Here is a 12,589-nt window from a genome sequence, read left to right on the forward strand (position 1 = left end):
GACCGGCATGATGGTGGTATGCCTGCTGCGACCCACGACCTGCTCGACCTGGACTCGCTGCTCACCGAGGACGAACGCGCGGTCCGGGCCAGCGTCCGCCAGGCCTGCGCCGACCTGGTGCTCCCGCACGTGGCGGGGTGGTACGAGAACGGCGACCTCCCTGCTGCGCAGGTGCGCGAGCTGGTCGGGGAGTTCGGCCGGCTCGGCCTGCTCGGGATGCACCTCGAGGGCTACGGCTGCGCCGGGATGGGCGCGGTCGACTACGGCCTGGCCTGCACCGAGCTGGAGGCCGCGGACTCCGGCATCCGCTCGATGGTCTCGGTGCAGGGCTCGCTCGCGATGCACGCCCTGCACACCTTCGGCAGCGAGGAGCAGAGGCAGGAGTGGCTGCCGGCGATGGCCGCCGGCGAGCGGATCGGCTGCTTCGGGCTCACCGAGCCGGACCACGGCTCGGACCCCGCCTCGATGACCACCCGCGCCCGCCAGGACGGGTCCGACTGGATCCTGGACGGCACCAAGACCTGGATCACCAACGCCCCGGTGGCCGATGTCGCGGTCGTCTGGGCCCGGACTGACGACGGCGTCCGGGGCTTCGTCGTGCCCACCGGCACCGCCGGTGTCCAGACCCCGACCATCAGCCACAAGCTGTCGCTGCGCGCCTCCGTGACCGGGCAGGTCGTCCTGGAGCAGGTGCGGCTGCCCGGGGACGCGGTGCTGCCGGGCGTGCGCGGCCTGAAGGGGCCGCTGTCCTGCCTGTCCGAGGCCCGCTACGGCATCGTGTGGGGCGCCATGGGTGCTGCCCGGACGGCGCTGCTGACGGCGTTGGAGTATGCCGGCACGCGCGAGCAGTTCGGTCGCCCGATCAGCGGCTTCCAGCTGACCCAGGCCAAGCTGGCCCGGATGCACCAGGCCTGGGCGACCGGCACCCTGCTCGCGCTGCACCTGGGCCGGCGCAAGGACGAGCACGGGCTGCGGCCCGAGCAGGTCAGCGTCGGCAAGCTCAACAACGTCACGGCCGCGCTGGAGATCTGCCGCACGGCGCGCACCGTCCTGGGCGCGAACGGCATCTCCGGCGACTACCCGCTCATGCGGCACGCGAACAACCTCGAGTCGGTGCTCACCTACGAGGGGACCGAGGAGATGCACACCCTCGTCGTCGGGCAGGCGCTCACCGGCGAGCCGGCCTACCGCTGAGGTCGGGCTCCCGGGAGCCGGCGGCTCACGGCATACCCCAGCCCGAAGAGGGCGACCGTGGCGGCCATCGACGCCAGCAGGTACCACGGCTGACCGAGCCAGGGCAGCAGCGGCCGCTCCCGCTGGTAGAAGTAGTTGCCGTCGAAGAGCGCGTTGGCGCCCACGGCCACGACGAGGTAGGCGGCGAACCAGGCGAGCGCCCACCTCAGCCCGCGCAGGCTGGGGCGCCAGTCCGTGGTCACCCAGGCGAGCACGGGCATGAGCAGGGTGACCGCGTGGTTGACGAAGAAGCTCCAGCCCAGGATGTTGGTGGGTGGCTGGATGTTCTGCGGGTAGGCGAAGCTCGCCCACGCCCACAGCCCGAAGTAGAAGAGGACGTCCATCACCCTGCGGTTGCCGGTGAGCAGGTAGACCAGGCCCAGCAGGGCGGACACCCGCGAGATGTGCAGCGGCAGCGTCTCCGCCGGGTCCCACCCGGTCATCGCGTAGAAGCCGTAGAGGGTGAGCTGCTGCAGGAGCACCACGACGGCGAGGACGCGTCGCACGCCGACCTGGTGCTCCCGGACCCAGCCTCGGGTGCCGAGCAGGGTGAGGGCCAGGAGCAGCAGGGCGAGGACGTAGCCGAGATGCTGGCCACCACCGATGGTGATCCACTCCGGATGGGGGTCCAGGAACGAGTCCACGACGCCTCCGGCCGGCCTCAGATCACGACGACCCGGTCACCCATGCCGAGCAGCCCCTGGGCCCAGATCATCTCCATCGCGGGGACCGACACGCGGGCGCACCCGTGCGAGGCCGGGAACGGCGGGATGGACTGCGAGCCGTGAACCGCGTAGTTGCCGTAATAGAACATCGGCCGGTACATCTTCCCGAGCTCACCGTCGCGCCAGCCCTTGCTGTGGGTCAGCCACACCGCGAAGTCGCCGGTGGGGGTGTTCGCGTCGTACCTGCGCTTCTCGAACTTGTAGGGCTCGCCGTTGCCGGTCGAGGTGTTGAGGATCATGCTCGCCCACCCGCCGCGGACCACGAGCAGCAGCTGGCTGGCGAGATGGACCTCGACGTGGTCTCCGCCGTAGGCCGCAGCCGGGCGGTAGCCGGTCGCGAGGGCCGCATAGGTGTTGGGGCCGACGATGCCGTCCCGACCCAGCCCGTGCGCCTTCTGCAGCGCCCACACCGCCTGCTGGGTCAGGTGCCCGAAGCCCCCGTCCGGCGCACCGCACCAGTAGCCGGAGGCGTTGAGCTGCTCCTGCAGCACCCAGACCTCATCCCCGGCGTTGCCCCGCTGCAGGATCGACGGCGGAGCCGGCTCCGGCTCCGGCGGGGGCTCTGGTTCCGGCTCCGGCTCAGGTTCGGGTTCGGGCTCTGGTTCGGGTTCGGGCTCCGGTTCCGGCTCGGGTTCGGGCTCCGGCTCCGGTTCGGCGCGGACGAAGACGGCACCGTCGTCCTGCAGTCCCCCCACGATCGCGCCCACCATCAGACCCGCGCCGCCCTTGACGAGCGCGCGTCGCTGCAGCGGCTCGGCGAGCACGCGTCCTGCGTCTCGCACCAGTCGTTGCCTTCGCATTCCGGTTCCCCTTCGTGAGTGTCGTCTCCAGTAGACGGGATCGGCACACCTCCACGTTGCCAGCACACTCGCACTGTTGCGCAATCGTGACCTCAGTCGTCCCACCCGTCACATCCGCGCGCGGCCGAATATGCTGCCTCCATCACGACCGCGCCCGTCCCGCACCAGGAGGTCCATGATGGCTCGCCCACTGCGCCCCAGCTCGAGCCTGTCCCGCCGCCGCATGCTGGCGCTGACCGGGGCGGGAGCCCTGGGGGCCTCCCTGGCCGCGTGCGGTGACAACACCGGCCGCGGGACCTCGGCCAGCGACGACGCCGGTGCCGCCAGCGGTGGTGGAGGCCGTCCGACCATCGCGCAGTGGTACCACCAGTACGGCGAGGCGGGCACCCAGGAGGCCGTCGAGCGGTATGCCGCGGACTACCCCGACGCCGACGTGACGGTCTCGTGGAAGCCCGGTGACTACGACCAGTCCACCGCCGCCTCGCTGCTCACGGATGCCGGACCCGACGTCTTCGAGTACGGCAACGGCCCCACCATCGACATGATCAAGGGTGGGCAGGTGGCGGACCTCACCGACCTCTTCGGCGACACCCTGGACGACTTCACCCCCTCGCTCATCGAGCGGATGAGCTACGACGGCATGATCTGGGCGGTCCCGCAGGTCCTCGACATGCAGGTGCTGGTCTACCGGCCGAGCCTGCTGGAGCAGGCCGGGATCGAGCCGCCCCAGCAGATCCCCGACCTGGTGGCCGCCGCGCGCGAGCTGAGCCGCGGCGACGTCAAAGGTCTCTTCCTCGGCAACGACGGCGGCGCCGGCCTGCTGGGTGGCCCGATGCTGTGGTCGGCCGGGCTGGACTACCTCGACGAGGACCAGGTCGGGTTCGAGGCCGCCGGAGCGGCCGAGGCCCTCACCGTGCTGCGGACGCTGTGGACCGATGAGTCGCTGCTGCTCGGCGAGGCCCAGGACTGGTTCGACGCCACCGCCTTCACCTCCGGCCGCGCGGCCATGCAGTGGACCGGCCTGTGGACCTTCCCCGCCATCAGCGAGGCGCTCGGTGACGACTTCGGAGCGATCCCCTGGCCCGCGATGGAGGGCGGGGCACCCTCGGTGCCGGTCGGCGCCTACGGCTCGTGCGTGTCGACCCGGGCCCAGGACGTCGAGGCGGCCAGGGAGTTCGTCCGCTGGCTGTGGATCGACCAGACCGACAAGCAGCTGGACTTCGCGACGTCCTACGGGTTCCACGTGCCCTCGCGGGCCAGCCTGGTCCCCGAGGCGGACGTCCTGACCTCGGGTCCGGCGGCAGACGCAGCGGCCTACGTGACCGAGTACGGCCACGCCCAGACCCCCCTGCTGTGGACGCCGCGGTGCGCGACGGCGTGGAACGACATGATGAGCCGGGTGGTGCGGGACGGCGCCGACGCGCAGGCCGAGCTCGAGGCCCTGGTGCCGATCGTGGAGGACGAGTTGGAGCGGGTCACCGCCTGATGCTGGGGCGCCTCCGGGGTCGCCAGGACGTCAACCTCTGGTTCTGGGTCTTCGTCGGTCCGTTCTTCGCCGGGCTGGTGCTGTTCATCTACGTCCCGATCGGCTGGAGCGTCTACCTCTCCTTCTTCGAGGCGTACAACACCGTCACCCCCACCGAGTTCGTCGGTCTCGCCAACTACCGGGACATGCTGGCCGACCGCGCGTTCCGCGACTCGCTGCTCACCTTCGTCGTCTTCGCGGCCTTCATCGTCCCCACGACCTTCGCGCTGTCGCTGCTCACGGCGGTGCTCGTGGCGCGGACCCGGCTGATGCAGGCCTTCTTCCGGTCGGTGTTCTTCCTGCCGGTCGCCTGCTCCTACGTCGTGGCGGCGCTGATCTGGAAGATGTCGATCTTCTCGGGCATGCGGTCCGGTGTGGCGAACGCCGCGCTGGGCCTGGTCGGCGTCAGCCCCGTGCCCTGGCTCTCGATCACCGACCCGCCGTGGTACTGGCTGGTGATCGTCTCGGCGCGCCTGTGGCTGCAGGTGGGGTTCTACATGATCCTGTTCCTCGCGGCGCTGCAGCGGGTCCCGGCCAACCTCTACGAGGCGGCCGCCATCGACGGGGCGGAGGGCTGGCAGGTGTTCCGGCACATCACCTGGCCGCAGCTGCTCCCCGCGTCCACGGCGGTGCTGCTGCTGCTCCTCATCAACGCCTTCCAGGCCTTCGACGAGTTCTACAACATCCTGTCCAGCTTCGGCAGCTACCCGCCCTACGCCCGACCCCCGCTGGTCTACCTCTACTACACGGCCCTCGGGTCGGGCCAGAACTTCGGCGACGGGAGCGCGGGCGCGGTGATCCTGACGGTGATGATCGCGGTGGTGGCCCTGGCCCAGACCCGGCTGCTCCGGCTCGGCGGGAGGGACTGACGGTGCTGCACGAACGACGGCGCTACGCCCTCCTGCGTTGGGCCCTGCTGCTGGTGGGGACGGTGCTGTTCCTGCTGCCCTTCTACCTGCTCCTCCGGGGCGCCCTCAGCACCGAGGCCGACCTCGCCTCGGCCGAGTGGCACTGGCTGCCGCCCTCGTGGGAGTGGGGCAACCTGGCAGCCGTCTTCGGCGACCGGACCGTGCCGATGGGTCGGGCGCTGCTCAACAGCACCGTCATCGCGGTGACCCAGACGATCGGTGTGCTGGTGCTGTCCGGGATGGCCGGCTACGGGTTGGCACGCATCCCCTACCGCTGGTCGAACGCCGTGTTCTGGCTGATCACCATCACCCTGCTCATCCCGGCCGCCGTGACCTTCGTGCCCAGCTTCGTGCTGGTCAGCTCGCTGGGGTGGATCTCGACGCTGCGCGGGCTGATCATCCCCGGGCTCTTCCAGGCGTTGGCGACCTTCCTCTTCCGCCAGTTCTTCCTGTCCTTCCCGAAGGAGATCGAGGAGGCCGCGGCGTTGGACGGGCTGTCCTGGTGGGGGACGTTCTGGCGAGTCGTGGTCCCCAACTCCGGTGGCTTCGCCGCCGCGATCGGCACGATCACCTTCATCGGGAGCTGGAACGCCTTCCTGTGGCCGCTGGTCATCGGGCGCACGCCCGACTCGTGGACCGTGCAGATCGCGTTGTCCACCTACCTGACCGCCCAGACCTCGCAGATCAGCCAGCTCTTCATGGCGGCGCTGATCGCCATCCTCCCGCTGCTGCTGATGTTCCTCTTCCTCCAGCGGTGGATCGTCCAGGGCGTGGAGCGCACCGGCATCAGCGACTGACCTCCGGCGGGGCGTCGTGCCGACGACACGCCCCACCCCACCGGCTCACCCGTTCACGTGAACGCTGGAGCCGACGACACGCCCGACCCCGCCGGCTCGGCCAGGCTCGGGCACGTCGTCAGCCCGCGGCAGCGCGCGCCTCCAGCTCGGCCAGGCCCGGACCGCGGAGCACGCCTGGGACGACGCGGCCGGAGACGACGAGGAGCAGATCCAGGGCAGGCCCCTCGACCACCGGCCCCGAGCCGGAGGCGATCCCGGCATCCGTGGCGCGCACCGTGAGGCCCGCCACCCGCTCCCGGGCGCCACCGAGGCCCACGGCGGTGGCCAGCTGGTAGGTGAGGGCACGCTCGACCGCCTCCTGGACGTAGGCGTGCTCGAGGCCCAGCGGTCGACGGATGTCCTCGCCGTGCACCACTTCCTCGACCAGCCTGCTGGCCCGCGGGGCAGGTGGTCCGGAGGTCCGGGTGACGACGGCCCGGAGACGGGCCAGGGTCTCCCGAGGGGTGTCACCACGCTCCCGCGCCACGCCGGCGGCGTTCTGGGCGTCGAAGTCGAAGCGGGCGCGCGCCATCGCCAGGAGCAGGCGCGGGGTCGTGGTCCGCGCGTTGTCGACCAGGTGCGCCGCCACGTCGTGGACCGTCCACCCGGGGCACAGGGACGCGTGCTCCCACAGCGGCTCCTCGAGCGCGGCGAGGTCCTCAACGAGGGCACGTCGCTCGGCCTGCACGAGATCCCAGGTCGGGCTGCCCCCGGTGGTGGTCATGCGTTCAGCCTCTCACCCGTCGACGAGCCCGCGGATGTCCTCCGCGGTCACCGTGCCGGTGGCGAACTCGCCGGAGTCGACGACGGTGGTGAAGAGGCGCCGCTTGCGATCCTGCAGCGCCACCACCTTCTCCTCGATCGTGCCCCGGGAGACCAGGCGGTAGACGTGCACCGGCCGGTGCTGGCCGATGCGGTGGGTGCGGTCGACGGCCTGGGCCTCGGCGGCAGGGTTCCACCACGGGTCGAGGACGAAGACGTAGTCGGCCTCGGTCAGGGTCAGACCGACCCCGCCCGCCTTGAGGCTGATGAGGAAGGCCGGTTGCCGACCCTCCCGGAAGGACGAGATCCGCGCCGGGCGGTCCCGGGTGCGCCCGTCCAGGTAGACGTGGTCGATGCCCGCCCGTTCCAGCGCCTCCCGCACGAGGGCGAGGTATCCGGTGAAGCTGGAGAAGACCAGGGCACGGTGGCCCTCGGCCGCCACCTCGGTGAGCTGCTCCACCAGGGCGGTGACCTTGGCGGAGGTCGCGAGGCCGGCGTGGTCGGCGTCGACCAGGGCCGGGTCCAGCGAGAGCTGACGCAGCACGGTCAGGGCACGGAAGATCCGGATGCGGTTCTTGTCCATGTCCGCCAGGAGCCCGAGCACCCGCTGTCGTTCCCGCTGCAGGTGCTGGTCGTAGACGCGTCGGTGCGCGGGGTGCAGGTCGATGGTCAGGGTCTGCTCGATCTTGTCCGGCAGGTCGGCGGCCACCTCCGCCTTGGTGCGCCGGAGCATGAACGGGCGGATCCGCGCGCGCAGCCGATCCAGCTCCAGCGGGGCCGAGCCGGCCTCGATCGGCTTGCGATACCGCTCGGTGAAGACCTCGGGGCGGGGGAAGAGGCCTGGTGCTGCCAGCGAGGTCATCGACCACAGGTCCATCAGGGTGTTCTCCAACGGGGTGCCGGTCATCGCGAAGGTCCGACCGACATCCAACCGACGGACGGCCTGGTAGGTCGCCGAGCGGCGGTTCTTGACCACCTGGGCCTCGTCCAGGACGACGCCGCTCCACGGCATCGAGTGGTACTCCGGCGCGTCCATCCGCAGCAGGGTGTAGGAGGTGATGACCAGGTCCGCGGCCCCGATGGCGGTCGCCAGGTCGGTGCCGCGACGGCGGCCGGTCGAGGTGATCGTCGCCGTCGCCAGGTGCGGGGCGAAGCGGGCGGCCTGCTCGGCCCAGGCCCCGACGACGCTGGTCGGCGCCACCACGAGGACGGGACCCTCCGCGAGGTCGGCGCGGTCCTCGGCGCGGACCACCATGGCCAGCGCCTGCAGCGTCTTGCCCAACCCCATGTCGTCGGCGAGGATGCCGCCGAGCCCGGCGTCCCAGAGGCCGGCCAGCCAGCGGAAGCCGTCCAGCTGGTAGGGGCGCAGCGTCGCCTCCAGCGCCGGCGGTGCCGGCACGACACCCCGGTCTCCCTCTCCGAGCGCGAGGAGGGCGTCGACCCGCTCGCGCCACCGGCCGTGCTGGTCGTGCACGACCCCGAGCTCGACCAGCTCCTCCCAGAGGCCGGCCTGGTAGGGGGTCAGCCGCAGCTGGGCCGGATCGTCCGCGGCGTCGGAGTCGACCAGCTCCCGGGCCTCCTCGATGAGGCGACGCAGGCTGAGCAGCTCGGGCTGGTCCAGGCGCAGCCAGAGGCCCGAGTCGAGCAGCAGCACCTCCTCGCCGCGGGCCAGCGCCTCGAAGAGCAGCTCGAACGGGATCTCGACGTCCCCCACGGTCACGCTGACGTGCAGGTCCAGCCAGTCACCCTCCTGGGCCTCGCTGGTGGTGAGGTGCACGACCGGACTCTGCGCGGCCTCCTCGTAGGTCGCCAGGTCCCCGTGCAGGACGACGTCCACGTCGTCGCAGTCCTGCAGGACGGGCAGCACCTCCTCGACGAACCGGGCCGTCTGCAGCCCGGTCAGGACGCACCTGGGTCGCAGGGCCTCCCCGCCGTGGGGCTCCCGAGCCACGCAGGCCGGTATGCCCTCCAGCAGCGGCAGCACCGCACCGGTCGCCCGGCGCTCGGCGTCGGCGTCCCGGGGTGGGTCGTCAGGTCCGGCCGACAGCCCCACGGTCGCGAGCTGCGGCTCCCCGTCGACGGTGGGCAGGGCATACCCGAACGTCCACCGCAGGTGCAGCACGTGCCCCGGCTCCGGGGTGATCTCCAGCCGGAGCCGCGGGGGGGCGTCGGCCGGGGTGACGACGCTGCCGTCGCTGGAGGTGAGGCGGACCTGCCGGGCGAGCGCCGGGTAGTACTGCGTCAGGAACCGGCCCACGTCCTCGGGCGGGACGCGCATCACCCGGCCGGACTCGACCAGGCCGACGACGACCTCGGGCACCGCGCCGCCCAGCGGCCAGAGGGTCAGCTCGCCCCCCTCGTCGACCCGGCCCAGCCCGTGCGGCGGGCGGCCGACCAGGAACACCCCGGTCGGTGACGCCGGCAGCCCGTCGGCACGGACCCCGGCCCGCAGGGCCAGCTGCCCGTCCTCCTCCCGGGTCAGGTCCAGGCCCACCTGCGCCTGTCCCTCCCCCAGCGCGACGCTGGTGACGTCCTCGCCCGCCACCAGCGGGACGCCCGCGTCCACCACCTGCCGCAGCACCGGCCAGGCGACGGCCCCGATCTCGCCGAGCGGCAGCTCCTTGGCCGAGCTGTAGAAGTATCCGAACCCGGAGCTCTTGCCGAGCGCCGCGAGCTGCCCCAGCAGGGACCGGTGCCGAGGGTCGACCTCAGTGGTCGACCAGCGGTTGGTGAGGTCGTCCCACCCGACCCCCTGGCCGACCCACGGCTTGCTGCGGCCCGGCCGGACGGGACGGAGCGCGACGCGCGTCCGCTCGTCCCGACCACCGGGACCCCGGCTCACCGAGACCTGCAGGCCGAGCCGGTGCGGCTGCCGGCCGAGCTGCTGCGCCGGGCGCACCAGGGGCGCCAGCACGCTCTCCCAGTCCGCGGCCCCGGAGCGTGACCGCAACCGCGACCGGGCGGTGATGAGCACGGCGACCGCGTGCTTGCAGTCCTGGCCCACGGGGCAGCTGCACTGCCCGCTCCAGACCAGCACCTCGCGGTCGTGGATCCGCACGACCGTCTGGTAGACGTGCCCCCGCCCGCCGGTCACGGTGCCGACCAGCGCCGCGCCGTCCGGCCCGGTGACGAGGGTCCGGACGTGCCCGGCCTCGGCATACCCCTGGGCGCGGGCGAAGGTCAGCTCCCCCACGTCCGCGCGCAGGGCACCGTCCTCGACGCGGAGCACCCAGTCCGCGGCGGCGAGGTCCGGTGGCATGGACCGATCGTAGGTGCCGCCGCCGACAGACGCCGTGCCCTGTCCACAGGGTCGGGTCGGGCGCGGGTCAGGCCTGCCCGCGGTGCCGGTGGACGCCGGTGAGCACGGCCTCCGCGACCACGTCCGGACGCTTCTCCGGCAGCCAGTGACCGGCCGCGAGCTCCTCGAAGCGGTAGTCGCCGGTGACGTGCCGGCCCGTCCGCTCGGCCGCGGACCGACCGAGGAAGGGGTCGCGCCGCCCCCAGAGGTAGGCCGTGGGCACCGTGACGCCGCCGACCGGGCGTGCGCCGCGTCCCGCCGCCGCGCGGTACCAGTTCACCGGACCGCGCAGGCTCCGCGCCGTCCCCAGCCTGGCGGCGTAGCGCGCGACGTCCTGCGCCGGCAGACCGGTGCGGGCCAGGCCGCCCCGGCGCAGGCTCCGCGCCATGACGTGCTCGGGCAGCCGGGGCACCTGGAAGGCCCCGATGTACCAGCTGCGCCGGGCCTGGTCGCCGTGCCGCACGGCCCACCGCAGCGCCGCGGGGTGCGGCGTGGACAGGACGGTCAGGGTCGAGACCCGGTCCGGGTGCCAGGCGGCCAGCGCCCAGCCCACCGCACCGCCCCAGTCGTGGCCGACGACGTGCGCCCGTGGCAGGCCGACGGTGTCCAACAGGGCGAGGACGTCTCCCACCAGGTGCTCCATCCGGTATGCCGTGACCGCCGGTGGGCGAGCACCCGCGGCGTATCCCCGTTGGTGCGGCGCCAGGGTGCGCAGGCCTGCGTCGTGGAGCAGCGGAGCGACCCGCCCCCACGCGGTCGCGTCCTGAGGGAAGCCGTGCAGCAGCACGACCGGCTCGCCGTCCCCCGGACCGGCCAGCAGCGCCTCGTGCCTCAGCCCGTCGTGCTCGTGGGTCAGCAGCTCGCCGGTCTCCATCGCTCCATCATGCCGGTGCCGGGCCGCGCCGTGCGATAGAATGAGGCGCACGGCGCTGCGCGCCGACCCGCCTCACCCCCTTTGCTGAAAGCCCCCCGTGACCTCTTCCTTCGCCGAGCTCGGCGTGCCCGCACCCCTGTCCGCGGTCCTCGCGACCCAGGACATCACCGTCCCCACCCCGATCCAGGCGGCGACGTTGCCCGACTCGCTCGCCGGACGCGACGTGCTCGGCCGGGGCCGCACCGGATCCGGCAAGACCTTCGCCTTCCTGCTGCCGGTGGTGTCGCGCCTGATGGCCGACCCGGCCGCCGCACGCCGGCGCGGACGGCTGCCGCGCGCCCTCATCCTGGCCCCCACCCGCGAGCTCGCCGGTCAGATCGCCGCGTCCCTGGAGCCGCTGGCCGCCCGCGCCGGGCTGGCCCACGTGACGATCTTCGGCGGGGTCGGGCAGAACCCGCAGGTGCGCGCCCTCCGGGCCGGGGTCGACGTGGTCGTCGCCTGCCCCGGCCGGCTCGAGGACCTCCTCGGGCAGGGACACGCCGACCTCTCCGGCGTCGAGGTGACCGTCCTGGACGAGGCGGACCACATGGCCGACCTGGGCTTCCTGCCCGTGGTCAAGCGCCTGCTCGACCGCACGCCGCGCCGCGGCCAGCGGATGCTCTTCTCCGCGACCCTGGACGCCGGCGTGGACGTCATCGCCCGCCGCTACCTCAGCGACCCGGTCACCCACCACGCGGACTCGGCACAGTCGCCGGTGCAGGCGATGGACCACCACGTGCTGCACATCGACGCCGGGCAGCGGCTCGCCGTCCTCACCGACCTCGGGGCGGCCCCGGGCCGCACGGTGGTCTTCACCCGCACCAAGCACGGCGCCAGGAAGCTCGCCAAGCAGCTCAACGGGGCGGGCGTGCCCGCCGTCGAGCTGCACGGCAACCTCGCGCAGAACGCCCGCACCCGCAACCTGGACGCCTTCCACTCCGGCCGGGCCTCCACCCTCGTCGCCACCGACATCGCCGCCCGCGGGATCCACGTGGACGACGTCTCCCTCGTGGTGCACGCCGACCCGCCCGTCGAGCACAAGGCCTACCTGCACCGCTCCGGGCGCACCGCCCGCGCGGGCGCGGCCGGCACCGTGGTGACGCTGATGACCGACGAGCAGGTCCGCGACGTCCGGTCGCTGACCCGGGCCGCGGGCATCCGGCCGACGACCACCCGGGCGGACGCGCGCCACCCGATCCTGGCCGAGCTGGCACCCGGCGAGCGGGTCCTGGTCCCCGGTGGTCTGGCTCCGCTGCAGGCACCGGCGACCGGTGGCGCCCAGCGCGGCCCGAAGCAGGGCCGTCCCGGCGGGCGCAGCGGCAGCCGCCAGGGTGGTCGTCGCCGGGCCGAGGGCCAGGGCGGGGACCGCCAGGGCCGGCAGGACCGGGGCCGGGGCCGGGGCGGGGACCGCCAGGGCCGGAAGGACCGGGGCGAGGGCACAGGCCGCCAGGGTCAGCGCCAGGGCGGCGGTGGCCGCCGGGGCACCGCCCAGGGCGCCGGCCGCCGCACGGGAGGCCGCCGGGCAACCTCCTCGGGCGGGTCGATCGTCGCGTTCTCGACGTCGAGCGGCGGCGGCCGGCGCCGCTGAC

The 12,589-nt window shown here is 73.1% G+C and carries 10 protein-coding genes; 5 read left to right on the plus strand and 5 right to left on the minus strand.

Going from position 1 to position 12,589, the window contains the following annotated elements:
- The first annotated feature begins 18 nt into the window (after positions 1–18).
- Complete coding sequence (locus tag FXF60_RS04390; RefSeq protein WP_151524058.1) at positions 19–1,194, plus strand: acyl-CoA dehydrogenase family protein; 1,176 nt, start codon at positions 19–21, stop codon at positions 1,192–1,194.
- Here the strand turns inward: FXF60_RS04390 and FXF60_RS04395 are convergent.
- On the minus strand, positions 1,185–1,877 hold the full coding sequence (locus tag FXF60_RS04395; RefSeq protein ID WP_151524059.1) for a YwaF family protein: 693 nt from the start codon (positions 1,875–1,877) through the stop codon (positions 1,185–1,187). The genes FXF60_RS04390 and FXF60_RS04395 overlap by 10 nt on opposite strands.
- Before the next feature lie 17 nt (positions 1,878–1,894).
- Complete coding sequence (locus FXF60_RS04400) at positions 1,895–2,722, minus strand: L,D-transpeptidase family protein (protein WP_238335702.1); 828 nt, start codon at positions 2,720–2,722, stop codon at positions 1,895–1,897.
- A 211-nt stretch (positions 2,723–2,933) separates the two neighbouring features.
- Between FXF60_RS04400 and FXF60_RS04410 the strand changes: the two genes are divergently transcribed.
- Genes FXF60_RS04410 through FXF60_RS04420 form a run of 3 tightly spaced genes read left to right on the plus strand, consistent with a single transcriptional unit; the run spans position 2,934 to position 5,988 of the window.
- On the plus strand, positions 2,934–4,244 hold the full coding sequence (locus tag FXF60_RS04410) for an ABC transporter substrate-binding protein (RefSeq protein WP_238335703.1): 1,311 nt from the start codon (positions 2,934–2,936) through the stop codon (positions 4,242–4,244).
- Positions 4,244–5,152: a carbohydrate ABC transporter permease gene (locus FXF60_RS04415; RefSeq protein ID WP_151524060.1), complete on the plus strand. Its 909-nt coding sequence runs from the start codon at positions 4,244–4,246 to the stop codon at positions 5,150–5,152. The genes FXF60_RS04410 and FXF60_RS04415 overlap by 1 nt, the downstream gene beginning before the upstream one ends.
- 2 nt (positions 5,153–5,154) lie before the next feature.
- Positions 5,155–5,988: a carbohydrate ABC transporter permease gene (locus FXF60_RS04420; RefSeq protein WP_151524061.1), complete on the plus strand. Its 834-nt coding sequence runs from the start codon at positions 5,155–5,157 to the stop codon at positions 5,986–5,988.
- A 118-nt stretch (positions 5,989–6,106) separates the two neighbouring features.
- Here FXF60_RS04420 and FXF60_RS04425 read toward each other — a convergent pair whose 3' ends face one another.
- From FXF60_RS04425 to FXF60_RS04435, 3 genes are all read right to left on the minus strand, one after another.
- A complete protein-coding gene (locus FXF60_RS04425) occupies positions 6,107–6,751 on the minus strand; it encodes a maleylpyruvate isomerase family mycothiol-dependent enzyme (RefSeq protein ID WP_151524062.1) in 645 nt (214 codons plus the stop codon).
- Between the two features lie 12 nt (positions 6,752–6,763).
- The gene (locus FXF60_RS04430; protein ID WP_151524063.1) at positions 6,764–10,048 is read right to left on the minus strand and encodes a DEAD/DEAH box helicase; all 3,285 of its coding nucleotides are present in this window, start codon (positions 10,046–10,048) and stop codon (positions 6,764–6,766) included.
- 67 nt (positions 10,049–10,115) lie between these two features.
- The gene (locus tag FXF60_RS04435) at positions 10,116–10,961 is read right to left on the minus strand and encodes an alpha/beta fold hydrolase (protein ID WP_151524064.1); all 846 of its coding nucleotides are present in this window, start codon (positions 10,959–10,961) and stop codon (positions 10,116–10,118) included.
- 97 nt (positions 10,962–11,058) lie between these two features.
- Here FXF60_RS04435 and FXF60_RS04440 point away from each other — a divergent pair, with 97 nt between their 5' ends.
- Positions 11,059–12,588 carry a DEAD/DEAH box helicase gene (locus FXF60_RS04440; RefSeq protein ID WP_151524065.1) on the plus strand — a complete coding sequence of 510 codons (1,530 nt, stop codon included), beginning with the start codon at positions 11,059–11,061 and terminating at the stop codon, positions 12,586–12,588.
- Position 12,589: the final 1 nt, after the last annotated feature.

The sequence above is a fragment of the Serinicoccus kebangsaanensis genome (genome assembly GCF_008919445.1).
Taxonomy (GTDB): domain Bacteria; phylum Actinomycetota; class Actinomycetes; order Actinomycetales; family Dermatophilaceae; genus Ornithinicoccus; species Ornithinicoccus kebangsaanensis.

Coding starts and splice junctions, on each gene's coding strand:
- FXF60_RS04390 (WP_151524058.1), top strand. CDS start 19: ATGCCTGCTGCGACCCACGACCTGCTCGACCTGGACTCGCTGCTCACC.
- FXF60_RS04410 (WP_238335703.1), top strand. CDS start 2,934: ATGATGGCTCGCCCACTGCGCCCCAGCTCGAGCCTGTCCCGCCGCCGC.
- FXF60_RS04415 (WP_151524060.1), top strand. CDS start 4,244: ATGCTGGGGCGCCTCCGGGGTCGCCAGGACGTCAACCTCTGGTTCTGG.
- FXF60_RS04425 (WP_151524062.1), bottom strand. CDS start 6,751: ATGACCACCACCGGGGGCAGCCCGACCTGGGATCTCGTGCAGGCCGAG.
- FXF60_RS04430 (WP_151524063.1), bottom strand. CDS start 10,048: ATGCCACCGGACCTCGCCGCCGCGGACTGGGTGCTCCGCGTCGAGGAC.
- FXF60_RS04435 (WP_151524064.1), bottom strand. CDS start 10,961: ATGGAGACCGGCGAGCTGCTGACCCACGAGCACGACGGGCTGAGGCAC.